Below are 25,539 nucleotides of genomic sequence, written 5' to 3'. Positions count from 1 at the left end.
GTCCAACCGGTAGGAGCGGGACACTCCGAACCACCTGTCAAGGGAAGTCGCCTGCGGAGTCTGGAACCGTCCGCAGAACGCCAACAGCGTTCTGCCGGGCCGCACGAGACGCTCCGCGTCTTGTGGACGCTGTGGGATCTGTTCCTGCACGTTCCGACACAGAAACAGGACGCTCCGTCCGCACCAAGCGAGGGCCGGGGAGGCCCGAGCGCGGTAGGGCGGAGTAGTTCACCAGCGCGATTCATAGTTTTGGTCCGCTACCATACAGAATCTGATAGCACGGGCGTGCGAGAGACAACGCGCGAATTCAGCAAGGACTGAAGATCAGTTGCCGAGGAGTTGCGATCGCTCAGCACCGATGGTAGATCGAGTTACAATACCTCGAGAATTTCCGCGCAGAGTTGGCGACGAACCTGGCTCGACCGCGGTTACGCGGACATCGTCGTCGATCTACTCGGCGGCGAGTGTGCGAGTGAACGCGCTCACGCCCACCTTTACGGCGCTGTACGTCCCCATTCCCACGACGCCGTACTAACCGGCAGAACTCCGGCGCGTCGTGAGGTCATTTGGCGCGGCAACCAACGAACACAATCGACGAGGAGTAACCCGGAGTCACCACCACAGGACCTCGGACAGGCACGTATCGATCCCGACGACGCTCGCCTATCGTTCCCTTCGGCGGTCACCGAGTGGGACGTCCTCACCTCGGGGTCGAAGCCTACTGGGTGTTCGACCCTTCGGCCGAACAGGTCGTCGTGACCCGGTCGCAGCGGACTCTCGACGAACACGCCGAGTTCAACCGCATCGACTCGAGCGCCGTCTCTGACGAGGGGAGACTGTCGTTCCCCGAGGAGTTGCTCACGGAGGACGACGAGTACCCGTGGACTGGCTACTTCGAGGTCGGGGACCGTGTTACTTCGACATTCCGGGTAATTTCCTGAGCGACCAGTTGACCTACGTCCTGAACGAACACCAGCACGAGGAGTTCTGGAACGACTGACCGTCCGGCGGGGCCCGTCCTCGCCCGGCGATGCTCTCCAGCGTTCTGGATATCCCTCCGAGTGCTAGAGAGGCTGTGTTGAATCACTAGACGGCGGCGGAACAAGTCAGTAAATCAAAGGAGTTGAAGCGGGAGGCTGCGAGTGTTCATGACGCAAATCTCCCGCTTCATTGGGGAAGTTGTGCCGATTGCTCAAAACGTTACTGGCGATGGAGACGAATCCGCCGCCCCGGAAGGTGGCGGCGGATTCGCCGACTATGCCCTCGTTTCACTCCACTGTCTGCGGATTTACCTCGATACGTCCTACCGGATGACGATTGACCTGCTCAAGGAGATGCCACAAATAACCGGGGAGATCGGCCTCAGTGCGGCCGATCTCCCCTGTCCATCCACGTTGTGTAAAGCGTTCGACCGGATCAGTATGAGCGTCTGTCGAGTGCTGCTGCGCCAGTCGGCGCAGCTGCACGATCCCTCGAAACACGGCGCTATTGACGCCACATTCTACGAGCGATCAGCCGCGAGCCGTCATTACTGTCAGCGAATAAGCTACCGCGTCCAGAAGCTCAAAGTGACGAAACTCGTCGATACGGAGTCTCAAGCCGTCCTCGACGTACACTGCTCGACAAACCGGGAAGGAAGTGACGCAGACCTCGCCGAGCAGATCGCCCGCCGAAACGCGGGCGATCTGCGGTCTCTGGCCGCCGATAAGGGCTACGACAAGCAATCGCTCCGCGAAGCACTCCGTGAACTCGGCATCAGACCGCTGATCAAGCATCGTATCTTCGCTCCGTACGACCACGCGCACAACGCCAGAATCGACGAACAACGCTACAATCAGCGCTCTATGACGGAAACCGTGAACTCGGCTGTCAAGCGCTCGCTCGGCTTCGCCGTGCGAGCGCGTTCTTGGTTCCGTGAGTTCCGCGAAATCGCCCTGATGTGTGTCGTCTACAACATCAAGCGTGCCGTGAAACAGTGAATTCCGATTCCGTATGGCGATTCAACACGGCCGCTAGAGACGAATGGACGAGCATAGCAGTTCAGCTAGTCCAAGCAGGGGAAAGGAGAACAGTCTTTGCGGCAGCCTTCTGAGATGAGAGCGTATGTCCTATACCACCGCGGTTCGGCGGTGGTTGGTTAATGACGATGAGGTTGTTCGTGAGTGCCGGGATTGCGGGACGATGCTTGAACCGACTGACTGGAAGTGTCTGTCCTGTGGATCGGTCGAAATCGCAGAGTACGAACGCTCCGTTCTTCAGTGATCACTCACTGGAATCTAGTTCGGTAGCTCACTGATACGTAGATAGCCATACTGCTTCACTACCTGCTTGCGCTGTATTGAGTGATCACCGCCTTCGTGAATCGAGCCTGGTATTGTGCGACATTCGCGTCTTCTAGTCAGGATGGCTCTGCCAACATCACCGATAGCTGATAGAAGTGTCAGCGGTAGATTCGCATACCTACGTATCGGCTGATTCAATTAGAGGAAGTCGAAACAAACTACCTGCGAGTCTTTCTATGACGCGCTCTGGCTGCTTACACTCTCTCACGAAGTTGAGGAGACGGACTTCCATCGCAGAATCGTCTCCTTGGCTTTGCCTTCACTAAACCAGTGAATTAGACTCTAAGAGGCTTTTCAACGAAGCACATTCAACCGTATATAATATATTCACCCAGATGATCATAGCCCATCTGATTGGGATGAAAGGTGAAATGTCCAAGGAGGTATAACGTACACGATGCAGCAAGACCACCACTGCAAAGAGATAAGCACTGATGGAGGTTCGACGATCACGGTAGAACAACAACTCGACGAATCCCCCACTCAAGCGATACTGAGAGGAATTGCTGTGTTGAATGGGGTTGCCGAAACTACGCTTGATCCATTGTACAATAGTATTGAGGTAGATGCACTGGAACAACTGATAAAACATGCACGGAGACATAATTCAGCGGTCTCCATTACGTTCACTTTTGAAGGATACACTATCCGCGTGACTGACAAAAGGAATGTTAAGATAAAGAAGGAGAGTATCCAGATCGGATGATACAAAGACAAATAATACAGTGCAGTAAGTGTATGTTTGTAGTCATCGGTCAGTGAAACATGAGAATGTACTATGCCCTCAGCTAATTAATAGAGAAAACGAAATCTGAATATTAAATACTCGGATGGTCACTCAGTCCTGACAGTCAGTTGCGAGCATAGATGCTTTTTGGTACCATTCTCTCCGACAGTCTTCATCCAGAAGTGGTATACTTGGTATTACCGGCTAGACCACAGACGAATGCCATTTTGTGGCGGGAATTTCGGTACCGCAAGTGGTACACCTATGTTCTAGGTGACTGTCGATCATGACGGATCAGAACCTGTAGGAGTTCTTCACATAACGTGTCAGGATAATATTGGATCATCTCTCCCTGTGAGTCCAATTTAACTAATTCGGACTCATCCAATTTCGGAATGTGAACGTGATGCATCTCCGATACCGACCCTCCTGACGAAGAACAGGTAGACTCCAGTAGCTCGTCTACAGTTGCCGTATGATTCGGCTTCTTACGCAGAAATCGGAGAGCTTGTCGTCTGTGGGAGTGGCTCAACAACTGGAGCAATTCATCTGTTTTCTCTGTCGAGGTCGTTGTGTACATGATTAAACCATTGTGTACTGATTTTATTAACCAGATTATACAAGGGCTCGTTTCACTTCCAGACATAGATGGCTTCTGTTAACTCGGATCCTCACAACGCCTCACGTCTCGCTCGGTCTGCATATTTCCACAGCGAACTGGTGATTGTCTCTGCACTCGTTCGGATCAGAATGATCCAATATCGGTGAAATACGTATCAGTCATCTATACAGTAGTTATACTGGACTACCTGTGAACATCAGCGAAAGATTGCCTCAAGCACCCACTTGCTGCGTCAGTCCTGCTGATCATCCTCGGTGGCCAGACCCATGGTGATCAATCGCCGGAGCAGCACGACCATCCCGTTTTCGAGACCTGTGGCGAACACGGCCTGTTCTTGTTCCTTCTCATCGTCAGCGTCCGGATAGCACGACCCGATCAGCAGCGTCTCGCGGTCGACGAGCAGGAGACGGCTGATCACAATGTCATCGTCGCTCGCGCCAGTGAGCCAGTCGAGGTTCGATTCAAACACGTTGACCGTGGGAAGTTCCATTCCAAGCCGTGCTGTGATCGCATCCGTCACCCCACCCACCATGATCGAGATATCACGGTCGGCGGCCATCTGTAAACCCTCGAACAGCCCATCCGACAGGAGGCCCTCGTCGATGACAACGAACACAATCTCGAAGTTCGCACTATCGATCAGTTGGTGTGTTCGTGTTTCAATCGCCTCGTGGCCCATCAGCGACCAGACTTCGTGGACACGCACTTCCTCGTCGGTCTCTTGGACACCGGTGTTTTCGAGGTGCATCTCGAGGGTGTCGATCCGATCAGCGTACTTCTGGCGGAGTGTCTGTGTCGCCTCGGTGATGTCGACAGCGCGGTAGACTTGGGGATTGCTGTGTTGGACTTCGACCAGTCCATGTGACCCAAGCACCTGCACCGCATCGTACACTCTCGTCCGGGGTACCTTGGAAATCTCGTGGATTTCTTTCGCCGTCCCGCTGGGTAACTGATTTAGTGCCACGAAACAGCGAGCTTCGTACTCTTGCAGTCCGAGTTCTTGTAGCAGATCTATCGCTTCTGTTGTCGGTTTGTCAGGTGTCATGGCCCAACCACGTACCTATTCAAACAATCAAAAGCAGGCAATGGAAAAAGATTCGCGTTGATAGTTCTTCTAGCATGTCTATGCATAGACAATAGAGGTGCCGAGACCCTTGTCACTCAGATAGTCACATAATCTATTTAGGGTGTGTTTACGAACAGGGAACTGCGAGTCTCGCAAGGCCCAACCACGACGAGACTCGCTGTTTCTACACACGGCTGTCAGACCCTGTTACGAGTTTGCGACCAGTGAACTACTCGATTTCATGTATAAAACCGACATTCTTTTATTTTATTATAATTATTTCAGGATAGAAATCGTGATGACGATTTGTTTTTAATCATATTTTCCCTGCGGGGTATATACGAGCAAAGCGCCACTATTCGAATAATGGCTACCGAGGCGACCTTTACCGTCCCGTCAGATGAATTTCCCTTGGGAACTGTGTTCACGCAGTTGCCCAACGTAATGGTAACACTGGAGCGGATTATCCCGGCACAGAACGTCGTCATACCCTATTTCTGGGTACGAGGGACCGTCGTCGATGATATTGAAGGGGCGTTCACCAACCACCCTGGAGTGGAGAAGATACGTCTCATCGATTCCATTGAAGATGAATATCTCTTGCGTGTCGAGTGGACGCGAGAATACGCCGGCATTCTCAGCGTACTCACCGAGACAGAAATTCCACTCCTCGAAGCCGTTGGCACGAGCCAGCAATGGACGTTCGAAATCCGCGGAGATGATCGAAGCGATATTGCACACTTTCAGAGGTCTTGTCTGGAGTCGGATATTCCGATCACGATCACGAAGTTACACGCGATCACCCCAATCGAGACGGAGACCGAAGCAGCGCTGACCGACTCCCAGCAAGATGCGCTGGTACTTGCGTACAATCGTGGGTATTTCGAGTCCCCTCGCCAGATAACGATGGAAGAACTCGGCGACGAACTCGGGATCACCCAGCAGGCCGTCGCGTCTCGACTCCGCCGCGGAATGAAGAACATCCTCGGGAGTACCCTCCCCGAAATAGAGGATTCGAATCGATAGTTCACTTAAAAAGATGTTGTATAAACAGAAGTAGTGCTGACACTGTTACCCCACTAACTCGGATATGAAAAAATGCCCGACGGGGAGAGCGAACGGACAATGGCCGAATGTCTTGCATGTGGATCTGCCTATGCGGCTAAGGAATGGCCTGACGGGACGATTCAACCGATCGGGACGAAAAACGGGTGCCAGTGTGGCTCAACGGAGTTTCAGGCCATCGAAGATACAGACACTACCGGTTACTGTGAAGACGAAACGTATTGAATATCGGAATACGCCGGGTGACAGAGTAGTCCACGGAACTGATCAAACCGATCGCACTGGCCTCATTCTCTGAAGCTACGGGTGCCTGCTAAGCCTCATACGGTCTGCTGTAACGATGTACCGGTGGACCCGCAGACGGTCGCGGTTGCACCGGTAATGACGTACAGTAGTCCGTATCAATGCGTGGTCTGTCGTCTATCGGTTCTTGTGCCGTAACCGAAGTTGGACACCGCATCTACTTCACAGCGGTCGTGGTACGCTACTATCCGTTCGGTCACACGTCGTCGCTGTCGTCGATGTCGAGACGTCCGTCGCCGGACACCAGTATCCTGTACCCGTAATACGGGAAGACGAGGTGACCCCGGCCAGCGGTGAATATCGAGTCGAGCGCCTCTGGGTCGATGGCGTCGTAGAGGGGAGGAAGGTCGGTCGGAGCGACGCCTTCGCGTTCTGCAATGGTTTGGATAACGCGTGTGCTGAGCGCGTGCTGAGCGATTCCGCTACCGTGTATGACTTCTCGCTCGTCATCTGTTCCCATCCCTACTGCTCGTTTCCAGAACGAGTGTCTTAGTGGTTGCGCCTCTCACTCACGGCCACTTACACGTGAATTCAGTCGCTTGGCTGTCAAGCATCTCCAAGAGTGGTCGAACGTGTTCGAACGCAGGCCCCTTCTCGACCTCGTGTGTGTTTTTGTCCCAGCGGATGAACCCATACGCTTCTAATTTCGGGAGGTGGTTGTGGTCGAAGGAATCGCCGCCCGTCCTCGAATTCCGTCCCGCCATACCCGGGTCGCAGCCCTTAACAGTCGTCGCCGCCAATTCTGGATAATGACCGACCGAGACGACGATCGCGACCACCGATTCTCCGAGGGAGAGGGGTTCGGCGATCCGTACGAGGAGTTCGATCTCGACCCGCCGGAGTTGGGCGTCGATCCCTCGAAAGTCGATCCCGTCGACTCCCGTGTCATCACCGACACGCTCGATGCACACAACATCGATCAGGACGACGTCGACGCGACCGAGCTGCTCGACGTCGGGCTGAATTACATGCAAATCAACCGCTACGAGCAGGCGACCGACGCCTTCGAGCGGACCGCCCGCTTCGCCGAGGACAAGCGTCTCGAGCAGGAAGCCTGGGTCAACAAGGGCGTCGCCCACGCCGAGCTCGAGGAGTACGACGAGGCAATCGGAGCCCACCGTGAAGCGCTGCGGATCGACGACGAGAGCGAACACGCCGCGACCGCCGAGACGAACCTCGCCTACGCGCTCTGGGAATTCGGCGAGACCGCTCAGGCACTCGAACACGCGGAACGTGCCGTCGAGATCGACGAGCGGTTCGCCGAGGGGTGGTTCAATCGTGCGTTCTTCCTCTCCGAGCGTGGGCTGGCCGAGGACGCGCTCCACTGCGTCGATAACGCGATTCGCCTCGGGCTGCGCAACGCGAAAGTCCTCGAAGAGAAGGCCGAAATCCTCGAGGAACTGGGCGAGTACGACCAGGCCGAGGACATCGCAGAAGAGGCGAACGAAATGCGCGAGCGGGCCGAACAGCAGATGATGCAGGACCGCGAGGAACTGTTCGGTCAGGGCCCAGGTGCCAGCGGAACCGACGCCGACGTCGGGACCGGCGCTCGAGGCGCGGATCGACAGTCAGCGCCCGAGCGCCGGAGCGACCGCGGACTGGACGGTCTGGAGAGCACCGATTCGAGCGATGCAGCGGACCGCGACCGCGAGTGGGAACTCGAGTAAATGATCGTCAACGAACGACAGACACAGGAGGGACTGCTGGTCGCCGTCTGCGACGAGGACGTCCTCGGCGAGACGTTCGAGGAAGGCGACCTCTCGCTAACCGTTACCGAGGAATTCTATGGCGGCGACGAGGTCGACGAACGTACGGTGGTCGAGAGCCTCGCACAGGCGGCCGTGGCCAACATCGTCGGGACCCGCGCCGTCGAACTCGCGATCGAGGAAGGGTTCGTCGACGAGGCGAACGTCCTCGAGGTGGGGAAAACGCTGCACGCGCAAATGCTGTGGATGCAATAGCGCGACGGCCCAGCCCGCGAGTGAGACGCAATCCGTGGACGATCTCGCGTCGCTCGAACCGTCCCGGTCCGACTCGAGTATCGACGCTGCCACCGCGGAAATGGCGGAAATTTGAGAGAAGGGGGCAGATCGTTTGGGATCCGGGAACGTTCGCCACGATTGTCAGTCTTTGACTACTGTTCGATATGTGCTAACTACCGATTGATATTGTACTAATACTTTCCGTGGGGTTCAGTGTTGGTTGATCCGGCGTATGAACGACCCAAACGGAGAACACAGCGCAGAGAGAAGACAACGAAATACACTATCGTCTCGTCGGTCGATCCTCACGGGTGGAGCGGCGGCGATTGTAAGCACGATCGTCGGGAGCGTCGGAAGCGTCAGCGCGAGCGAGCACGAATTCTGTCCGGATCCGTCCACCGGGGACCGATCCGCTGGAGGGCCGTCCACCGGGGACTCGTCCGATTCAGACACGTCCGACCGGAAGACACTGACGTTGCAGCCGAATACCGCGTACGAAACCGAGGTCTTCGTCATCGACGCGCCACGTCCGGGACCGACTGGCGTGGTCGTCGGTGGAATGGACGGGAACGAACTGGCAGGAATCGAAGCGGCCTATCGGATTCGCGAGCAGGAACTTGAGCGAGGAACGCTCGTCGTTCTTCCGGAAGCGGACGCCGTCGCAGTCGAGCAACGGACGTACAACAGTCCACGGGGCAACCTCAATCGGCAGTTCCCGGTCGGCCAGCCCCCGACGTCGTCACTCGCGAAGGAACTCTGGAACCTCATCACGTCAGTCGATCCGAACGTCGTCATCGACTTCCACAGCTCGAAGGGGATCTGGGGGTCCGATCTGGGCCCGGACGGATACGGACAAGCGATCTATCCGTCGGTAGTCGGCGATTCACGACAAATCGCGGCCGACACTGTGGAGTTCATGAACGAGGAGTACATCTACGGCGCGTACCCACCGGCCTACCAGTTCACGGTCGGAAATACGCTCGTCGGCGACAAACCGAAACTGATCCACAAAGTCGCCGGCGATCTCGAGCGCCCGGGGTATCTCACGGAGGTCACGCGGTACAACACCTCGCTCGACACGCGGATCGAGTGGACCACGGCGATGGGGGAACGGTTGCTTCGTAGGCACGGTATCTGGTAATTCCGTCATTCCGACCCGAATCGGCTCGCATACGTGCTCGAGTCCCCACCGGGAGTTCGGTCCCGTTCGGACCGACGGAACGAGGACGACGTTCTGCAGTCGATTCGCGGTCCGCCGACGATCCCAAAGGTGTTTGGGAACACAGGTATCTCCGTCGAACTGAAAGATGAAACTGCGGCAGGACGCCCTGGCACGAGTGTGTCACTGCCGTCTCATCCACCTTTCACACCCCCATTTCGTCGCTCCCTTCCACACCCCCTTCTATTGCTGCCGTCTGCATCATGGTTCCGCTCCCGACGACGGTCACGACTCAGTTCCACGGACCGCATCCGGCTCGTATCGCAGGATGGCCCCGATCGAGTACCGATCGACCGATTCCGGACCGAAGGAGTGTTTTGTGTGCGGTCCGTCCTAGTCACCAATGAGTCAACAGAACCTCGAGTCGCTCGACGTCGGGGCTATCCGGGATCAATTCCCGATCCTAAAGCGAGAGTTCGACGATCAGCAGGTCGTCTACCTCGACAACGCGGCAACGACCCAGACGCCAGATCCAGTCGTCGACGCGATGAGCGACTACTACCGCGAGTTCAATGCGAACGTCCACCGCGGGATTCATCACCTGAGCCAGGAGGCGTCCATCGCCTACGAGGAAGCACACGACCGCGTCGCCGAGTTCATCGGTGCCGGTGGTGGCCGCGAGGAAGTCGTTTTCACCAAGAACACGACCGAGGCCGAGAACCTGGTCGCCTACTCCTGGGGACTGAACGAACTCGGCCCCGGTGACGATGTCGTGCTGACAGAGATGGAACACCACGCGTCGCTGGTCACCTGGCAGCAGATCGGAAAGCGCACCGGCGCCGACGTCGAGTACATTCGGATTACGGAGGACGGCCGCCTCGACATGGACCACGCCCGCGAGGTCATCACCGACGATACCGCGATGGTCTCTGCGGTCCACGTCTCGAACACACTCGGTACCGTCAACCCCGTCTCCGAACTCGTCGACATCGCCCACAACCACGACGCGCTGACGTTCATCGACGGCGCACAGGCCGTTCCCAACCGGCCCGTCGACGTCGAGGCCATCGACGCTGACTTCTACGCCTTCTCCGGTCACAAGATGGCCGGCCCAACCGGCATCGGCGCACTCTACGGCAAGACGGAGCTGCTCGAGGACATGCAGCCCTATCTCTACGGCGGCGGCATGATCCGCAAGGTCACCTTCGAGGACTCCACCTGGGACGACCTCCCCTGGAAGTTCGAACCCGGAACGCCCCAGATCGCCGAAGCCGTCGGCCTCGTCGCCGCGATCGACTGGCTCGAGGAGATCGGTATGGACCGGATTCAGGCCCACGAAGAGGAGATCACCCGCTACGCCTACGAGCAACTCGCGGCCGAACCGGACGTCGATATTTACGGCCCCGAACCCGGACCGGATCGAGCCGGGCTGGTCGGCTTCAATCTCGAGAGCGTCCACGCCCACGACCTGGCCTCGATCATGAACGACCACGCGGTCGCGATCCGCGCCGGCGACCACTGTACCCAACCGCTGCACGACAAACTGGGGGTCGCGGCCTCGGCTCGAGCCTCGTTCTACGTCTATAACACGAAAGACGAGGTCGACAAGCTTGTCGCGGCCATCGACGACGCGCGTCAGTTGTTCGCGTAAGCGAACACTGACCGCGAGGAGATGTCGACGACGTCATCGTGAACGAACGTAGTGAGTGAACGACGGCCAGCGAGAACGGAGGTCTTGCCAGGCGCGTCAGTTGTTCGCCTGACATCCTCCCACGACTGCAGTCGTGGGCTTTCTCCTCGAACCTCTGTAAGCGAACGCTGACCGCAAGGTGCCAGCGCATTCCGGTTTCCGTCACCACGGCGGACGCGAACGCGCTCGAGTTAGCTGTAATTGAGGGCGCTAAGCCCCCTTCTGCTCACGGCAACGCCGTTCGCATGGTCAGCGGGACCGACGGTCCCGCGCTATCCGCAGCGAGCGAAGCAAGCAGGGAGGGGAGACAGCGCCCGCACGTCTTGGTTTCGTGTGAATCGGCACCCTTACTACGCCTTCGATCGAAGGTGGTAATAAGATGCTCACCACGCTTCCGGCGGTGTTCAAACGCGACAACAAGCGTGCATCGTCGGTTGTGGTCGAGTGTCCAACCGGTAGGAGCGGGACACTCCGAACCACCCGTGAAGGGAAGTCGCCTGCGGAGTCTGGAACCGTCCGCAGAACGCCAACAGCGTTCTGCCGGGCCGCACGAGACGCTCCGCGTCTTGTGGACGCTGTGGGATCTGTTCCTGCACGTTCCGACACAGAAACAGGACGCTCCGTCCGCACCAAGCGAGGGCCGGGGAGGCCCGAGCGCGGTAGGGCGGAGTAGTTCACGTGACCACGGTTCACATCCGGCGAACGCTCGAGGGCAGCGCACTTATTTTCGTGTGGCCGAAACGTAACGCGGGATGCTCGAGGCAGTTCGCGACCGCGCGCGCCCCTATTTCGAAGCTTCACCACCAGCCCACGACTGGCACCACGTTCGGCGAGTCGAGGCACTGGCCGAGACGCTCATAGATCGCCACGCACGACCGGTCGACGAACGCATCGTTCTGCTCGCCGTCCTCCTCCACGATATCGGCCGGGCCCGCGAGGACCGCGGCGAGATCGACGATCACGCGACGTGGGGTGCTCGGGAGGCAGGGGGGATTCTGCGCGACCTCGACGGTGACCGGAAAACGATCGAGCGCGTCCAGCACTGCGTTCGTGCGCATCGATACTCGAACGCTGTCGAACCGGAAACGCTCGAGGCGAAACTCGTCTGCGACGCGGACAACCTCGACGCACTCGGTGCAGTCGGCATCGCCCGGGTTTTCGCCCACGGCGCCGAGATCGGGAATCCGATCCACGACTCCGCCCGGGCGACAGCCGAACACGACGCCGACACAGGCGATGGAGCAACACAATACGACCACTTTTACAGGAAGATCCTCGACCTGCCGGCGCGGATGTACACCGACGCCGGTCGCGATCTCGCCACCGACCGCGCGGCGTTCGTTCGAAGCTTCCTCAAGCGGTTCGACGACAAGGTCACGGGCGACGTCTGACCGACGCGGAAGTCCACGAAACGCGGACGAGACCGGTCGATTCGGCCCCGGAACCCTTTTACAACTCACTGGCCTATCCGCATTCAACAATGGGACTGGGCTCGGATATGTACCGACAGCAGATTCTCGACCACTACAAGAATCCCCGGAACTACGGGAACCTCGAAGATCCTACGTTCACTCACGTCGGCGAGAACCCGATGTGCGGCGACGAGATCCGCATGGACGTCAAACTCGACGAGGACGAGGAGACGATCGAGCGGGTCGCCTTCCAGGGCGACGGCTGTGCGATCAGTCAGGCCTCCGCCAGCATGCTCTCGGGAGAACTCATCGGCAAGACCGTCGACGAACTGCTCGAGATGGATCGCGACGACGTAACGGACATGCTCGGGGTTGACATCTCACCGATGCGGGTCAAGTGTGCCGTCCTCGCCGAGAAGGTCGCCCAAGACGGCGCAGAGATCTACCAGGGCGAACTGGACGTCGAGAAAACGACGACAGAGGAGTGAACTACCCTGCCCTACCGCGCTCGGGCTTACCCAGCCCTCGCTTGTTAAGGACAGGGCTTCCTGCTTCGGTGTCGGAACGTGCAGGGAACGTCCCCACAGTGGTTCCAGACTCCACAGGCGGCTTCCCTTGACAGGTGGTTCGGAGTGTCCCACTCCTACCGAATTGACACTCGGCCACAACCGACGATGCACGCTTGTTGACGCGTTTGAACACCGCCGGAGGCGTGGTGATCATCTTACTACCTCGTTCGACCGCTGTGGTAGTAAGGGTGCCGATTCACACGAAACCAAGACGTGCGGGCGTTGTATCCCCTCCCTGCTCGCGCCTTCGGCGCTCGCTGCGGATAGCGCGGGACCGTCGGTCCCGCTGACCATGCGAACGGCGTTGCCGTGAGCAGAAGGGGGCTTAGCGCCCTCAATTACAGCTAACACCCACCTTTTTCTTCTCGAGTGCGCTCGAAAGCGAGCGCACCGCTCGAATCAAAAATCTGGACCAAAAAGGCCGTTCGGTCACAGGTGCTACACCTCTGCAGCCCGCGTCGGTGCTCCAGCAAGACAGCGGACGCGAGTTTGAGATGGGCAGCCTTCATCTCGCTTCATCTCCGACACAGCCACGTTCGTAACTCACGCGGATCGAATACCCACGAACTCGAGCAACGTCCGGGATCAGGTCACCGATCCGGTTCGACCTCGGACAGCGGATTCGCGACGCTGCCGTACTCGATTGCGCGGGGTCGCTCGGGAAGGGTGCCGTAGCCGACGTCGAGGATTCGGTTGCGGTTCAGCGTCAGCTTCGGAAGCGTCGGTTCGAGCAGGTCGAAGTTCGAACCGCTCCTCGAGGGGGAATCGCGCGTATAGCGCATCTCGTTTAGGATTGCCTACAATATGGAGCGGCAGCGTCGACGCGCCAAACCGGCTGCGTCGATGAGAGGCGGCGGAACCGACACCGCACACTCCGCGACCATCGAACACGACGTCCGTCCGATCGGGTTCGGCAGCCGCGACGGTCGCTTCGAGGAGGACACGTTCTTGTGGGGAGTGAATCACCGCAGCTCTGGCGATCCTGATCGACGGAGAGGTGCAGTCGATGTCGGTTGGCGAAATCCGAACCGGCACCAACCGGCCTTCCGCTGTCGGAGCATGTCGGGGAGAGAAGTCGCCGAGGTGACGGAGTCGACGTCGAACGAGAAACGCAACGGGAACGCCGCGTCGTTACTCCGGCTTCAGTCCGCCGTTCTGAACGCGCATGACGGCCTCGCCGTCGGCGAGGTTCGGCGCGTCGACCAGCCGGACGATTCGCTTGTCGCCCTTGGACTTGCGGAGGTAGATACGGAAGGTGGACTTGTGACCCAGGATGTTGCCACCAATCGGTTGCGTCGGGTCACCGAAGAACGAGTCGGGGTTCGAGGCGACCTGGTTCGTGACGACGACGGCGGTGTTGTAGAGGTTGCCGACCTTGTCCAAGTCGTGCAAGTGCTTGTTGAGTTTCTGCTGGCGGTTCGCGAGTTCACCCCGGCCGACGTACTCGGCGCGGAAGTGCGCGGTCAGCGAGTCGACACAGAGTAGCCGAACGGGGAACTCCGAGTCCTCGTATTCGCTCGCGAGTTCCTTGGCCTTCTCTGCGAGCAGCATCTGGTGGTTCGAGTTGAACGCCTTCGCGACGTGGATCTTCTCCAGGACATCGTCGACGAGTTCGTCGACCGCCGCTTCGTCGTCGGCCGAACCCTCGATCTCGCGGTCGTCAAGCGTCGCGTCGATCGCGTCGTCTGGCAGGCCACGGACCATGTCGTCGATCCGCTCGGGACGGAACGTGTCCTCGCTGTCCACGAAGATGGCGCTGCCGTGGAGGCCGCCGACCTCCCTGGGAAGCTGGACGTTGACGACCATCTGGTGGGTGACCTGGGACTTGCCGGCACCGAACTCGCCGTACACCTCGGTGATCGACTGGGTCTCGATCCCGCCGCCGAGCAAGTCGTCGACCTCATCGATGTGCCAGCTCAGTTTGCCGATTTCGTTTCGTCGCTGGAGCACCGTCGAGCCGGTTTCGAAGCCGCCGACGTCGGCGGCGTCGCGAGCGGCGTTGACGATGTCCGCCGCGGTTGAATCGCCGACGTCGGCCGTGTTCGACAGTTCAGAGGGGGACGCAACCGCCAGACTCTGAAAGGAGTCGAAGCCTGCGTCGTGGAGTTTGTCTGCGGTCGCCGGTCCAACGCCGGGGAGCGTCTCGAGGTCTGCTTCGGGCATACTCCTCCGTTGTACCGGGCCCCCCATAAAGCCTCGTTAACAGGGAGGTGAAAGTGAAAGTGCAGGACTGCATCGGGGGGACGGAGGCAGTCGACCACAGGTTTAGAAGGGGGAACGCGAGCGCACGGCCGACGGATGACGGTGGAAACGACCGAAGCCGAGCGAAGCCGATGTCGATCAGAAGCGAAGCCGAACCGATCAGAACTCTCGGTCGTCGGTCTCCCACTCGAGACAGTGAAGACGTCCGTCGTCGCTTCCGACGACGAGACGGCCGGGCGCGACCGCCGGGGTGCCCGCGATGGCGTCGTCGACCCGGACGTGCCAGCGGGGCTCGCAGTCGTCGACGCCAATCCCGTAGAGTGAGCCGCTCGAGTCGCCGAGACAGAGGACGTCGCCAACGACGACGGGACAGGTGCGGATCGGGCCGTCCAGTTCGACACCCTTCCGCGAAAACAGCCAGCCGCGCAGTTTCCGCCGGCCGACGGTCGTGTCGGTCACGTGGAGGTAGCCGTCTGCGGCCCCGACGAACGTCGTCTCGGCGGCCGCGAGGACGGTCGCGGACGTCGTAAACGCATCCTGGATCTCGTACGTGAACCACGTCCGACCGGTGACAGCGTCGAGCGAGAGCATCGTCCCCGCGTCGTCACAGACGTAGAGACGGTCGTTCGCAACTGTTGGCCCGGCCGCGACCGCCCCGGCAGTCGGCGCGGTCCAGACGTCCTCACCCGATTCGGCCTCGAGTGCGGCGACCGTCCCACCCGCGGTTCCCACGAATACCCGTTCGTCTACCCATCGTCCCGCCGATTCCCCTCGGTATTCGTCGTCGAAGCGGTTCGCGGTCATCGAATCCGAACGGAGGTCCCCATCCATCGGGTCCGAGAGACTGGTCCGAGGCGACCGGTTTCGATCGACGTCCCGTCCGTCGGCGACCGCCGGAGAGCCGACCACGGGCGACTCGGTCTCGTGGGTCCAGACGAGACTCCCCGTTTCGGCGTCGAGCGCGGACAGCCCGGCCGCGTGGCCGGCGTACAATCGGCCGTCGGAGAACGCGAGGGCGGACTCGAGATCGCTCGGGAGTTCGGCCTGCCACTCCTGCTCGCCAGTGACAGGATCGAGCGCGTGGACGGTCCCGTCTTTCGTTCCCAGAAACAGCCGATCGCGGGTGACGACTGGCGTCGCGTCGGTCGCCGCCGTCGTCTCGACGGTCCACCGCCGTTGCCCCGTCTCGGCCTCGAGTGCGTAGCCGTCACCGCGGTTCGTCCCGACGTAGACGGTTCCTCGGACGAGCACCGGTGACCCCGGTACGCCACCGAGATCCGTCTTCCAGGACTCGGTGACGCGGGACGGCCCCTCGAGGTCGCGACGCTGCCCCGAGTTGTACGGATCGCCCCGCGACTGGTTCCACTCGGTCACGACGTGTGGATACCGACCGAACCGACATAACGATGGGTGGCTGCGAGATCGTCCCTCGAGTCGACGACCGAAGGATGGACTGGAGCGATCGATTGGGCGCCACACGCTCGAAGGGGCACATCAGTATCGTAACTGGAAGAAAGAGCGTATTACCCGGCCTAGCTTTACACGGGCCGCAGTCGGCTAGAAACGAACAGCGACAGCGCTCCTGAATCACAGTATGGCGTCCGACACGAGGTATACAGGGGATGGGAAATCGAGAGATGGGAACTTCTACGCCGGACCCTGCAGTTTCCGCACCCCGGACCCAACACCGCCGGTCAGGTTCATCGCGACAACGCAGTTAAAGGCCAGACCGACGGAGGCCGAACAGTGAGATTTCTCGAGCTCGTGCCGCTCGTATTCGTGATGATCGGGGGCCCCCAGATTCTGAGCGCCATCTTCCTCGCGACGAGCGAGAACTGGCGGCGAAACTCCCTCGCGTTCGTCGGGGGGGCGGCCGTGTCGATATCGCTCGTCGTCGGGGTCACCTATCTGTTAGGCACCGGTCCGATCGAACAGCGGGCTCCGACCCCCACGCGCACCGCGATCGTCCTCACCGGACTGTTGCTCGTGATGGTACACACGTACCGGAATAGAGCGAAGTCGGGGCCGCCCCAGTGGATGGAGAAACTCAAAACGGCGACGCCATGGTTCTCGTTCAGACTCGGGTTCCTTCTGTTGGGATTTTTCCCGACCGATATTTTGACGTCGATCACCGTCGGCGCGTATCTCGCGGCGCAGAACTCCCCCCCGACGGACGCCGTCCCGTTCGTTCTGCTGACGCTTCTGGTTCTGTCCCTTCCATCGCTCACACTGATCGCCTTTGGAGAGCGAGCAGAACGCTTCCTGCCGAAGGCCCGTGACTGTATGGACGCAAACTCGTGGATCGTCACCGAGTTGGTGCTCCTCGTTTTCATGGCGATTGCACTCAACAACTTTTTCGCGTAGGGTTCCGGTCGACGCCGCGCGGTCCACTTGTGACCACCTCGAGACGACGCCTCATCGAGACAGTCACCGACTGTGATCGGCGTCTCGCGTTCGACGTCTCGAGTGCGGCGCCCCGTCCCGTCTCTCGTCCCATTCGGTCAGTTTTCCTGTCTGATTAATTGCACTCTCAGAAAACGCTGAGAAGGAGTTTATTGCCGTCGAGAGCCTATTATACTCTGATCATGAAATTGAACTGGTCAGCAATCGTAATCGGATTCGCCGTGGCTCTCGTCCTCGCCGTCATCAGCGGGCTCCTGGTTGCGGGAACGAACGCCGCGTCCCTCGCGATGTCGTGGGCAACGATCGGCGTACTCGGCGGTCTCGTGGCCGGCTACATCGCCGGTGGAACGGTGTCCACTGGCGCCGTCCACGGCGGGATCGCGACCGTCCTCGGATCCATCATCACGTTAGCAGTCGTGACGTTCACCACGCTTCTCTTCGTGGGCCTCGTCCCGACGTTCGGCGTGCTCGTCGGCGGGTTGCTCCTGGTCGCGTTCTACGCCATCCCGGGTGCCCTCGGTGGCGCGATCGGATCGTGGGCAAACGGCCGCCGGGCCGCCCGCAAGATGGCCGGCGCACGGGCCTGAGAACGACCATCCCTCGAGCAAGAATTTTTCGCGCCATTCCTCGAGCGGGATTTCTGCCTCGGTGATCGAGCGCAGCCCGTCTCTCAACGAGCGAAACGGGGAGCCCGCTAGTACGATTCGCAGACGGACTTCCGCTCTCAGGAAGACTGACTGAACGTCTGTGAGCTACTCGCTTGAAGTAATTGAATGGGAGAGCGGCAGGAAAAGGGGAGCAACTGGTGTATGGCGCAGCTGTGATGATGGGGTTTCTCTGGGATTATGGTTTCCTGCCGCGTATATTGGCTACGTCCCGACCTGTGATATCGATGTTCCCCACACAATTTGGGAGTTCGCGGATCGCGATCATCGAAACAGAGACGCGCTAGACCGGTCGTCGAATCAATCACTCCCAGGGATGCGTTCCGCGTTCGCTGGGCCAGAGCGGATACCAGTACTCTTTCTCTCGCTCAATCTCGAGTTCGCCATCCAACGCGGACTCGAGCGTGAACTCCGCGCTCGAGTCCCGTTCCCGACCGGATCGGGGAACGAACGGATAGAAGCAGCCGCGACGGAAGGAGTAGATCCAGTAGGCGGTTCGGTCTGCGGCGGCGGTCCCACCGCCACTTCGACGCGGCGTCGCCGTATCGCGGTCCCCGTAGGCAAAAACGGCCGCGAGCAGCCGCGAGCCATACCCCTGTTCGATGAATGTGTCTGCGGCGAAGTGTATGCTCGTGATCAGATCCTCCGGATCGTCGTCCTCGAGGACGACCCAGTGGTAGCCGTGATCGTCGGCCGTGACCGAAAAGTTGGTTCCCGTTTCCTCCTGACCAGCCTCGAGGATGGCTTCGACCTCGTCGACGGCCTCGCGGAAGTCGCTCGAGTCGACACCCGAAAAGCAGAGCGCGCCGATGTCGAGCGATTCGTAGCCGAGGTCGGCCTCCATCGTGAGGTAGGCGGTGCTCATCCCGAAGAGGTCGTCGGGGTCGGCGTCGCGTCCGGCGTCGGTCTCGGCGCGCATCCCGAGTACCGCGCGGATCCCGTCCAGCAGTCCCATAGTTCGTGTGAGGGGGCCCGTGGTTAGAAGGATTGCATTTCGCGCTCGAGTTCGCGAAGCTGTTCGACGCGACGCTCGGTGGAGGGGTGCGTCGAGAAGAGCCGGCCGACGATACCGGACTTGATCGGGATGATGAAGAAGGCGTTCATCTCGGCTTCCTCGCGAAGATCCGCCTTCGGAACCTTGTCCATCTGGCCCGAAATCTTCAGCAACGCCGACGCGAGGGCCGACGGATTGCCGGTGATGGCAGCAGCGCCGCGGTCGGCAGCGAACTCGCGGTAGCGCGAAAGCGCCCGGATGAGCAGATAGCTGATGATCCAGACGACCAGCGAGACGAGGATCGCAACGATGATACCGCCACCGCCACCTTCCCGGCCGCCGCGGCCGTGTCCGCCGCCAAAGAACGCGCCCCAGCGGACGATCATGAACGCGATCGTCGAGAGGAACGAAGCAATCGTCATCACCATCATATCGCGGTTTTTTACGTGGGAGAGTTCGTGTGCGAGGACGCCGTCGAGTTCGTCCCGCTCGAGCATCCGCATGAGCCCGGTCGTCACGCACACGGCGGCATTGGCCTGATTTCGGCCAGTCGCGAAGGCGTTCGGCACGTTCGAGTCGACGACCGTCACCTTCGGCTTCGGGAGGTCGGCTTGCTGTGAGAGCCGTTCGATGGAGGCGTGCAGTTGCGGATACTCGTCGGCCGAGACCGTCTTCGCACCCATGCTCTTCAGCGTGAGCGTGTCGCTGAAGTAGTACTGCACCAGCGAGAATCCGCCGAAGAGTAGTGCGACCACGACCAGCCCAGCGTCGAGATAGGCAGTGAGCACTCCGGCGAAGACGATGTACAGTGCAAACAGCAGGAACATCGTCACGAACATCCGAACGCGCAGTCCCCAGTCCGCCTGCCAGTTCATACCTGAAACGTAGGGCTCCGAGGAAATAAGTGCCCTGTCGAGACGGAGGAATCGGCACGAAAACCACGCTGCAGACTGGATAAAGAAGTCGTATTTGCAACGACTGTTACCGCCGTGGCTGTTGAACCTGTTGGCCCCCCATCTGCTGGGACGGTTGTCGAAGACCCCGCTGACCTCCCATCTGCTGGGATGGCTGCTGGGCCGGTTGTCGAAGACCCTGCTGACCCCTCATCTGCTGGGATGGCTGCTGAGCCTGTTGCGTTCCCATCTGCATGGGCTGTTGACCGGCCTGCTGCCCCCCGGCTGTCTGGATGCGCTCGAGTGCAGTGCTGATCGTGTCGAGGGCTCGTTGTGCGTGCGTCAGGGATTCCTGCACCTCAGGTTCGCCAGCGTACTGCTGGAGTTCCTGAATGGTTTGCTGGATTGCCCCTCTGATCGGCTCTGCGAACGGTGACTGGCGAAGCAGGAGCTTCTTCTCGAGGTGGGCGATGTTGGCAATATCGGTGCTTCGTTCCGCGAGGTGTATCATACCGCGCTCTGTCGCCCGAGTAGCCAACCATTCACAGACGTTCTCCAACCGGTTGAGGTCCGTCACAGCCTGCTGAATCTCCTGGGGAACGGACTGTTGGTACTGCTGGCCAATAAACTGGCCGGCTTCTGACTGCAATACACCGGCTGCGAACTGGCCGGGTTGTGTTTGTTGCATTGCCTGTCCTGGCTGAGTCTGTTCCTGATACCCGGTCTGTCGGCCCTGTGTCTGGGGCGGTTGTACTTGTTGTGACATTGTCCTGAACGGCATCACGGACTACCGACACCGTAATGCAAGCCAGAACGGCTACGTGGTAGATAAAAACGGGAACCGACCGTTTCTTCGGATCTACTGATGAGGTGTTCGCTTACCCGGGGGCCTCAACGCGGATCGGGGCAGACTTCGATTCATGGTCATCGGTTCGCTGTGTCGTGAACGGTAATATATGATTGGCTTTACCCCGCACCGAGCAACCGTTTCACGGCCGGTAACTGACTTATACGTGAAAAATCGCCACCCGCCATCGCTCACTTGCTCAGAAGCCGTCGTAGATGATGACTACGATCAGCGGAGATACGTATCGGCCCAACGAACAACAGCACCGTTCCAGGCCGGAACAGGCTATTCGGAAACCTGGAACAGGGCTTCGACGATCAACTGAGCCGCAGCGGGCCAGATCGATCATCGCCGGCCTCGGGATCGTATATCCAGTAAAACACCGGGACGTAACAGAGCCAGGCGATGACGTACGCACCGCCGACGAGGGCATTGCGCGTGTCGATGCCCTCGAGAAGCCCGTCGCCGACGACGACGACGAGGACGATTCCGACCAGAACCGACGATGGGGGATGATCGAGCCAGTCGTACAGGACGCCGATGAGCGAGCCGACGATGTACCCAATAGTGTAACGGACCACCGCCGCGACAAGGACGTTCCACCAGAATATCGCCAGGACCGAGCGGCCAGACTCGATCCCGATCATTCCCAGTAACACCGTCGTATCCGCGTAGAACGGGCCTTGAATCCGCAGCAGGCTCACGACCGCGAGACCGGCCGTCAGAAGCCCGACGACTCGACCGGCTTTGACGCCGGCTCTGGCCGGATCACTTCGTTCGACCATGGGTATACGTCACTCGTGGCACGTCTATCGAACCGTAGTGGACGCGAGGGAGTTATACGAAATCAAGGAGAATACCTGCGCCTTGAGTGGTCTGCGAAAGGATTGACCCGTTCGGAAGAGTATAGACCGTAATGAAGAGCAGCCCATGAGGCTGTTTGGTGAAACATCTGGCGGAGGCGGAACTGGATCAGGCAATCGAAAAGGCGCAGAAGGCGGACGAGACCCGTCTCGTCCGGCGGTTGTGTTTCGTGAAGAACCTCTATCAGGGAGATACGCGCGAAGAAGCGGGCAACCGCGTCGGAATCTCCCGATCCACGACGCATCGGTGGGCGTGTGCATGGAATGATAGTGGTGTCGAGGGGCTTCGTCCGGGCTTCGGTGGCGGCAGGCCGCCGAAGCTCTCGTCCGAACAGTTCGAGGAACTCTGTGAAATCCTCGAAAGCGACCAACCGTGGACGCCTACACAGATTCACACGCTTATCAAGGATCGCTACGGCGTCACGTATCATTCGGCACATCTCAGCCGAAAGTTACGTGAAGCCGGAATGAACTATGCCAAGCCACGTCCAAGGACCCTCGCCGTCCCGACGACGCTGAGGAGATTCTCGCCGAGCGCCTGATCGAGGCGCTCGGCGAGGAAGCCCACGAAGAGAAGGACGACGAGCCTGTCGTGTTCGGGTTCTTTCGATGAGGCGTGGCCCCAACCGTTCGAGAACTCTCAGCGGATGTGGTCGTTCGACCGGACTGTGACGATTGAGAAACCGCTCGTAACGGTTTCGTGGCGGTCGATCGGGTTCTACGCACTAACTGGTCAGAGCGTGATTACGTTCAAAGAGCGGTTGGTCAAGGAGGCGATCGTCGAGGCGCTCGAAGAGATCCGCGAGCAGAACCCGGTTGGGCGGATTCTGCTCGTGGCCGACAACTATGGGTCTCATCATGCGTGTCTCACCCAGCAACTGGCCGACGAACTTGGCATCGAGTTCGTCTTCCTCCCGCCGTCCTCACCGACATTGAACGCGATCGAACCGCTGTGGAAAGACGTCAAACGCGAGATTTCACCGACTATCTTCGAGGACAAAGATCACTTCCGTCAGTTCCTTACTGAGGCGTTTCTCCGGTTGAGTCACCGACTTAGTTTTGCTGTTGACTGGATTGAGACCTTCCTTCCGGATATTCAGGTGTTACAGTGATCACTCAAGCCGGAGGAGGATGTTAATTCAGCGTCACAGCGGTGCCGTACGCGATGACTTCTGAGCCGCCGTTCGCGATTTCAGAGCTTTCGAGACGAACGTTGACGACGGCGTCCGCGCCCATCGAGCTCGCGTCGTCGGCCATCCGCTCTAAGGCCTCGTCGCGAGCGTCGCTCAATAGTTCGGAGTAGGCCTTCAACTCTCCGCCGGTGATGTTTCGAATGCTCTGCGTGATGTCCCGGCCGACATTTCGGGCCTTGACCGTGTTTCCTCGAGCGATGCCGAGCGAGTCGTCGATCTCACGATTAGGGACCGTTTCAGTGGTGACAAATTCCATGCAGACTACCTGTCGTAGCGAATACATCAAAGTTCGGTATCAGCTGGCGCGATTCACGCTCGTTGAGCAAACCGAAGGGTTGCGATGCCCATCAGAACGGTTCCCGTTCTGAGTACGCTGGACACGGCAGAACTCTCTCGCTGTTGAGGGGAGACTAGTCGACCTTGACCAGTTGTTTGCCGATGTTCTCACCTTCGAAGAGGCCAAGAAATGCCTCGGGAGCGGCTTCGATACCGTCAGTTATCGTCTCTCGGTAGCGGATATCGTCCTCGCTAATCCAGCGAGCCAGCCGTTTGGTCGCGCTCTCAGCCAGGTGGTCGTAGTCGCTGACGATGAATCCTTCAACCCGGGTCCGTGTGCGCTGGTAGAGCCGACGCGGGCCGGTCATTCGCTCGTCATCAGGCGCGAGATTATAGAGCGAAATCTTCCCGCAGACGGCGACTCGCGAGTAGTCGGTGAGATGATCCAGCACGGCGTCGCTGACTTCGCCGCCGACGTTCTCGAAGTAGAGATCGACGCCGCGTGGACAGGCCTCTGCGACTGCCGCCGAGAGATTGTCAGCTGACTGGTAGTTGATCGTCGCGTCGAGCCCAAGTTCCCCAGTGAGCCAGGCGGCCTTCTCGTCGGAGCCGACGATACCGACGACGCGACAGCCGGCTATTCTGGCTATCTGGCCGGCAACGGAGCCGACAGCTCCCGCTGCTCCCGAGACGACCACCGTGTCCCCCGGCTTCACGTGGCCGACCTCGACCGTTCCGATATAGGCCGTCAGTCCGGGCATTCCAAGGACGTGTAGCGCAGTCGATGCCGGCGCCTCGCCGGTGTCGATACGTTCGAGATCAACTCCGTTGCTGGTGGCGTACTCGGCCCAGTAGAGGTTCCCTGTGACGAGATTTCCTGGCTCCAAGCCGCCGTAGTTCGATTCGATGACCTCGCCAACGACGCGAGCCCGCATCGGATCGCCGGTTTCCCAGGGATCGGCGTAGGAAGCCGCGTCCCGCATCCGACCGCGCATGTACGGGTCGACGGACATGTACAGCGTCCGAACGAGGACTTCTTTCGGCCCTGGTTCGGGAATTGCGTTCTCATGGAGCGTGAAGTGCTCCATTGACGGCTCACCCGTCGGTCTCTCGGACAAGATCCACTGCCGATTAGTCTCATCGGGCATAGTTACCACGGTCGGCTCACGGTGATGTCAATCTTGCTCTGAATCTTCTCTCAAATGAAGGAGGTAACTGACCGCATCCGCCGACCCTGGCACAACCACGACTGAGGACGCTCCCGACGGCAGAAGCACTGCCTCCGCGAAGACGGCGACCCACCCTCCGTCTACCGGGCAGATCGAGTAGCGATAACACGACCCCACCAGAATTGCGGTCGGTCGTACAGGGATACAGGGAGACAATGCCCTCTGGCCGGCGTTTTCCGCAATTCGGTTCGGACCGATGGCCCTGCCCTCGAACCGGTCGGACCGCGCCGGCGCTCGTTTGAAACATCCTGCCGGTTGTCGGGAGTTTATCACCGAGTAGCGCCAATGACGAAGTGGCGGGGAGGCTCCGATGGCACCTAAGAGACGATGCTACCTCGCCGTCTAACAGGGAGAATTTCAGTCGATTCACCCGGTCCCTGTTGGTGTGACATACATACCCGGGTGTCGACTTACGTCTCGCTATTTTCCGGCCCGAGGATTCACCGCGGTGCCTCGAAAAGACGTGACCGACGCGTAGTGACTACACCGTACCCGACGAAAGCTCGGTTTCAGTGGCCGCTTTCGGGAAGGTGACTCGGCTTGCTGGACGAAGATGGCCCTCGGTTGGATTCCTACTGTCGAGGATTCCATTCCATTCGGTCGAATACGAGCTCTCGGTCGAGTGCGACCGTGACCCGATCTGAAACTGTCACTCGAGGACGGACCGCCGTGATTTCACAAGGGTCCGTCGAGGCCGAACGGGAATGTGCAGCGTGGTCACTGCCACCGTCGTCGAGCGAATCGGCGGCTGGCGCGACGACGAGCGAAAAACGGATCGCAGCGACACGACGTTGTTCGCCTCGTGTGAAACAGAATTGATATTTTGATGCTCCGTAACGGCGGGGAATGTTCGCTTCGCTTCGATCACCCGAACCCCTTCGTTTCGCATGGAGACCACGGGACATGGACACGTCTGACGCAGGAAAATTTCACCAGTGTCTAACGTGTGTCTGACAGGTTCGGTACCACCAACCCCTTCGTTTCGTATAGAGCGACGTGACTATCACGGATAGATACAGAATGTCGTAATCGGAGGA

26 protein-coding genes and 1 pseudogene are annotated in these 25,539 nt (G+C 59.4%); 15 read left to right on the top strand and 12 right to left on the bottom strand.

All coding sequences use genetic code 11. From position 1 onward, the window contains the following. Positions 1 to 689: 689 nt before the first annotated feature. From NJU76_RS08285 to NJU76_RS08275, 3 genes are all read left to right on the top strand, one after another. Entirely contained in the window at positions 690 to 941 is a 252-nt protein-coding gene (locus NJU76_RS08285) for a hypothetical protein (RefSeq protein WP_254532286.1), read from the top strand. Positions 942 to 1,148: 207 nt separating this feature from the next. Next, the gene (locus tag NJU76_RS08280; RefSeq protein WP_254532285.1) at positions 1,149 to 1,979 is read left to right on the top strand and encodes an IS5 family transposase; all 831 of its coding nucleotides are present in this window, start codon (positions 1,149 to 1,151) and stop codon (positions 1,977 to 1,979) included. 760 nt (positions 1,980 to 2,739) lie between these two features. Continuing rightward, entirely contained in the window at positions 2,740 to 3,048 is a 309-nt protein-coding gene (locus tag NJU76_RS08275; RefSeq protein ID WP_254532284.1) for a HalOD1 output domain-containing protein, read from the top strand. Positions 3,049 to 3,923: 875 nt separating this feature from the next. On the opposite strand, the gene NJU76_RS08270 is transcribed toward NJU76_RS08275, so the two are convergent. Further along, the gene (locus NJU76_RS08270) at positions 3,924 to 4,736 is read right to left on the bottom strand and encodes a TrmB family transcriptional regulator (RefSeq protein ID WP_254532283.1); all 813 of its coding nucleotides are present in this window, start codon (positions 4,734 to 4,736) and stop codon (positions 3,924 to 3,926) included. Between the two features lie 387 nt (positions 4,737 to 5,123). On the opposite strand from NJU76_RS08270, the gene NJU76_RS08265 reads away from it, so the two are divergent. Continuing rightward, positions 5,124 to 5,783, top strand: a complete 660-nt coding sequence (locus NJU76_RS08265; RefSeq protein WP_254532282.1) for a helix-turn-helix domain-containing protein — start codon at positions 5,124 to 5,126, stop codon at positions 5,781 to 5,783. A 538-nt stretch (positions 5,784 to 6,321) separates the two neighbouring features. On the opposite strand, the gene NJU76_RS08260 is transcribed toward NJU76_RS08265, so the two are convergent. Next, complete coding sequence (locus NJU76_RS08260; RefSeq protein ID WP_254532281.1) at positions 6,322 to 6,585, bottom strand: HalOD1 output domain-containing protein; 264 nt, start codon at positions 6,583 to 6,585, stop codon at positions 6,322 to 6,324. Between the two features lie 49 nt (positions 6,586 to 6,634). After that, complete coding sequence (locus NJU76_RS08255) at positions 6,635 to 6,829, bottom strand: hypothetical protein (RefSeq protein WP_254532280.1); 195 nt, start codon at positions 6,827 to 6,829, stop codon at positions 6,635 to 6,637. A 45-nt stretch (positions 6,830 to 6,874) separates the two neighbouring features. Here NJU76_RS08255 and NJU76_RS08250 point away from each other — a divergent pair, with 45 nt between their 5' ends. The 6 genes from NJU76_RS08250 to sufU all read left to right on the top strand — a co-directional run bounded on the left by NJU76_RS08250 (position 6,875) and on the right by sufU (position 12,856). Then, positions 6,875 to 7,792 carry a tetratricopeptide repeat protein gene (locus NJU76_RS08250; RefSeq protein WP_254532279.1) on the top strand — a complete coding sequence of 306 codons (918 nt, stop codon included), beginning with the start codon at positions 6,875 to 6,877 and terminating at the stop codon, positions 7,790 to 7,792. Continuing rightward, a complete protein-coding gene (locus NJU76_RS08245) occupies positions 7,793 to 8,086 on the top strand; it encodes a DUF424 domain-containing protein (RefSeq protein ID WP_254532278.1) in 294 nt (97 codons plus the stop codon). Between the two features lie 496 nt (positions 8,087 to 8,582). Next, the gene (locus tag NJU76_RS08240) at positions 8,583 to 9,248 is read left to right on the top strand and encodes a succinylglutamate desuccinylase/aspartoacylase family protein (protein ID WP_254532277.1); all 666 of its coding nucleotides are present in this window, start codon (positions 8,583 to 8,585) and stop codon (positions 9,246 to 9,248) included. Positions 9,249 to 9,669: 421 nt separating this feature from the next. Further along, complete coding sequence (locus NJU76_RS08235; protein ID WP_254532276.1) at positions 9,670 to 10,917, top strand: aminotransferase class V-fold PLP-dependent enzyme; 1,248 nt, start codon at positions 9,670 to 9,672, stop codon at positions 10,915 to 10,917. 791 nt (positions 10,918 to 11,708) lie between these two features. After that, complete coding sequence (locus NJU76_RS08230; protein ID WP_254532275.1) at positions 11,709 to 12,347, top strand: HD domain-containing protein; 639 nt, start codon at positions 11,709 to 11,711, stop codon at positions 12,345 to 12,347. A gap of 89 nt (positions 12,348 to 12,436) precedes the next feature. Further along, a complete protein-coding gene (gene sufU / locus NJU76_RS08225; protein ID WP_254532274.1) occupies positions 12,437 to 12,856 on the top strand; it encodes a Fe-S cluster assembly sulfur transfer protein SufU in 420 nt (139 codons plus the stop codon). Between the two features lie 671 nt (positions 12,857 to 13,527). On the opposite strand, the pseudogene NJU76_RS08220 reads toward sufU, so the two are convergent. The 3 genes and pseudogenes from NJU76_RS08220 to NJU76_RS08210 all read right to left on the bottom strand — a co-directional run. Beyond that, positions 13,528 to 13,711: pseudogene (locus NJU76_RS08220) on the bottom strand (hypothetical protein); the annotation flags it as partial. A gap of 357 nt (positions 13,712 to 14,068) precedes the next feature. Further along, positions 14,069 to 15,100 (bottom strand): DNA repair and recombination protein RadA, encoded by a 1,032-nt coding sequence (gene radA, locus NJU76_RS08215; protein ID WP_254532273.1) that lies wholly within the window; start codon positions 15,098 to 15,100, stop codon positions 14,069 to 14,071. A gap of 198 nt (positions 15,101 to 15,298) precedes the next feature. Continuing rightward, the gene (locus NJU76_RS08210) at positions 15,299 to 16,513 is read right to left on the bottom strand and encodes an outer membrane protein assembly factor BamB family protein (RefSeq protein WP_254532272.1); all 1,215 of its coding nucleotides are present in this window, start codon (positions 16,511 to 16,513) and stop codon (positions 15,299 to 15,301) included. A gap of 372 nt (positions 16,514 to 16,885) precedes the next feature. Between NJU76_RS08210 and NJU76_RS08205 the strand changes: the two genes are divergently transcribed. Continuing rightward, on the top strand, positions 16,886 to 17,503 hold the full coding sequence (locus NJU76_RS08205; RefSeq protein WP_254532271.1) for a GAP family protein: 618 nt from the start codon (positions 16,886 to 16,888) through the stop codon (positions 17,501 to 17,503). A gap of 221 nt (positions 17,504 to 17,724) precedes the next feature. Then, a complete protein-coding gene (locus NJU76_RS08200; protein WP_254532270.1) occupies positions 17,725 to 18,129 on the top strand; it encodes a DUF5518 domain-containing protein in 405 nt (134 codons plus the stop codon). Positions 18,130 to 18,511: 382 nt separating this feature from the next. Here NJU76_RS08200 and pspAB read toward each other — a convergent pair whose 3' ends face one another. The 4 genes from pspAB to NJU76_RS08180 form a co-directional block, all read right to left on the bottom strand. After that, complete coding sequence (pspAB, locus tag NJU76_RS08195) at positions 18,512 to 19,162, bottom strand: PspA-associated protein PspAB (protein WP_254532269.1); 651 nt, start codon at positions 19,160 to 19,162, stop codon at positions 18,512 to 18,514. Between the two features lie 23 nt (positions 19,163 to 19,185). Further along, positions 19,186 to 20,076, bottom strand: a complete 891-nt coding sequence (gene htpX / locus NJU76_RS08190; RefSeq protein WP_254532268.1) for a zinc metalloprotease HtpX — start codon at positions 20,074 to 20,076, stop codon at positions 19,186 to 19,188. Between the two features lie 106 nt (positions 20,077 to 20,182). After that, positions 20,183 to 20,782, bottom strand: a complete 600-nt coding sequence (locus tag NJU76_RS08185; protein WP_254532267.1) for a hypothetical protein — start codon at positions 20,780 to 20,782, stop codon at positions 20,183 to 20,185. A gap of 476 nt (positions 20,783 to 21,258) precedes the next feature. Next, the gene (locus NJU76_RS08180) at positions 21,259 to 21,726 is read right to left on the bottom strand and encodes a hypothetical protein (protein ID WP_254532266.1); all 468 of its coding nucleotides are present in this window, start codon (positions 21,724 to 21,726) and stop codon (positions 21,259 to 21,261) included. Positions 21,727 to 21,884: 158 nt separating this feature from the next. On the opposite strand from NJU76_RS08180, the gene NJU76_RS08175 reads away from it, so the two are divergent. Next, the gene (locus NJU76_RS08175; RefSeq protein ID WP_254532265.1) at positions 21,885 to 22,346 is read left to right on the top strand and encodes a helix-turn-helix domain-containing protein; all 462 of its coding nucleotides are present in this window, start codon (positions 21,885 to 21,887) and stop codon (positions 22,344 to 22,346) included. Between the two features lie 45 nt (positions 22,347 to 22,391). Continuing rightward, positions 22,392 to 22,916: an IS630 family transposase gene (locus NJU76_RS08170; protein WP_256566656.1), complete on the top strand. Its 525-nt coding sequence runs from the start codon at positions 22,392 to 22,394 to the stop codon at positions 22,914 to 22,916. 22 nt (positions 22,917 to 22,938) lie between these two features. On the opposite strand, the gene NJU76_RS08165 is transcribed toward NJU76_RS08170, so the two are convergent. Both NJU76_RS08165 and NJU76_RS08160 read right to left on the bottom strand, forming a co-directional pair. Beyond that, positions 22,939 to 23,253, bottom strand: coding sequence for a YbjQ family protein (locus NJU76_RS08165; protein ID WP_254532263.1), 315 nt, complete (start codon positions 23,251 to 23,253; stop codon positions 22,939 to 22,941). A gap of 154 nt (positions 23,254 to 23,407) precedes the next feature. Next, positions 23,408 to 24,421 (bottom strand): NADP-dependent oxidoreductase, encoded by a 1,014-nt coding sequence (locus tag NJU76_RS08160; protein WP_256566608.1) that lies wholly within the window; start codon positions 24,419 to 24,421, stop codon positions 23,408 to 23,410. A gap of 785 nt (positions 24,422 to 25,206) precedes the next feature. Between NJU76_RS08160 and NJU76_RS26535 the strand changes: the two genes are divergently transcribed. Beyond that, a complete protein-coding gene (locus tag NJU76_RS26535) occupies positions 25,207 to 25,329 on the top strand; it encodes a hypothetical protein (RefSeq protein WP_256566606.1) in 123 nt (40 codons plus the stop codon). Positions 25,330 to 25,539: the final 210 nt, after the last annotated feature.

The organism is Natrinema gelatinilyticum, assembly GCF_024266705.1.
Lineage (GTDB): Archaea > Halobacteriota > Halobacteria > Halobacteriales > Natrialbaceae > Natrinema > Natrinema gelatinilyticum.
The sequence above is the reverse complement of the archived record's forward strand: the minus strand, read 5'-3'. Positions and strand labels throughout refer to the sequence as shown.

Excerpts from the sequence above, each read along its gene's own strand:
- NJU76_RS08265 (WP_254532282.1), top strand. The coding sequence starts at position 5,124 with ATGGCTACCGAGGCGACCTTTACCGTCCCGTCAGATGAATTTCCCTTG.
- NJU76_RS08250 (WP_254532279.1), top strand. The coding sequence starts at position 6,875 with ATGACCGACCGAGACGACGATCGCGACCACCGATTCTCCGAGGGAGAG.
- NJU76_RS08235 (WP_254532276.1), top strand. The coding sequence starts at position 9,670 with ATGAGTCAACAGAACCTCGAGTCGCTCGACGTCGGGGCTATCCGGGAT.
- radA (WP_254532273.1), bottom strand. The coding sequence starts at position 15,100 with ATGCCCGAAGCAGACCTCGAGACGCTCCCCGGCGTTGGACCGGCGACC.
- pspAB (WP_254532269.1), bottom strand. The coding sequence starts at position 19,162 with ATGGGACTGCTGGACGGGATCCGCGCGGTACTCGGGATGCGCGCCGAG.
- NJU76_RS08180 (WP_254532266.1), bottom strand. The coding sequence starts at position 21,726 with ATGGTCGAACGAAGTGATCCGGCCAGAGCCGGCGTCAAAGCCGGTCGA.
- NJU76_RS08230 (WP_254532275.1), top strand. The coding sequence starts at position 11,709 with ATGCTCGAGGCAGTTCGCGACCGCGCGCGCCCCTATTTCGAAGCTTCA.
- NJU76_RS08260 (WP_254532281.1), bottom strand. The coding sequence starts at position 6,585 with ATGGGAACAGATGACGAGCGAGAAGTCATACACGGTAGCGGAATCGCT.
- NJU76_RS08200 (WP_254532270.1), top strand. The coding sequence starts at position 17,725 with ATGAAATTGAACTGGTCAGCAATCGTAATCGGATTCGCCGTGGCTCTC.
- NJU76_RS08245 (WP_254532278.1), top strand. The coding sequence starts at position 7,793 with ATGATCGTCAACGAACGACAGACACAGGAGGGACTGCTGGTCGCCGTC.
- NJU76_RS08280 (WP_254532285.1), top strand. The coding sequence starts at position 1,149 with ATGACGCAAATCTCCCGCTTCATTGGGGAAGTTGTGCCGATTGCTCAA.
- NJU76_RS08165 (WP_254532263.1), bottom strand. The coding sequence starts at position 23,253 with ATGGAATTTGTCACCACTGAAACGGTCCCTAATCGTGAGATCGACGAC.
- NJU76_RS08185 (WP_254532267.1), bottom strand. The coding sequence starts at position 20,782 with ATGCAACAAACACAACCCGGCCAGTTCGCAGCCGGTGTATTGCAGTCA.
- NJU76_RS08255 (WP_254532280.1), bottom strand. The coding sequence starts at position 6,829 with ATGGCGGGACGGAATTCGAGGACGGGCGGCGATTCCTTCGACCACAAC.
- htpX (WP_254532268.1), bottom strand. The coding sequence starts at position 20,076 with ATGAACTGGCAGGCGGACTGGGGACTGCGCGTTCGGATGTTCGTGACG.
- NJU76_RS26535 (WP_256566606.1), top strand. The coding sequence starts at position 25,207 with ATGTGCAGCGTGGTCACTGCCACCGTCGTCGAGCGAATCGGCGGCTGG.
- NJU76_RS08270 (WP_254532283.1), bottom strand. The coding sequence starts at position 4,736 with ATGACACCTGACAAACCGACAACAGAAGCGATAGATCTGCTACAAGAA.
- sufU (WP_254532274.1), top strand. The coding sequence starts at position 12,437 with ATGGGACTGGGCTCGGATATGTACCGACAGCAGATTCTCGACCACTAC.
- NJU76_RS08275 (WP_254532284.1), top strand. The coding sequence starts at position 2,740 with ATGCAGCAAGACCACCACTGCAAAGAGATAAGCACTGATGGAGGTTCG.
- NJU76_RS08160 (WP_256566608.1), bottom strand. The coding sequence starts at position 24,421 with ATGCCCGATGAGACTAATCGGCAGTGGATCTTGTCCGAGAGACCGACG.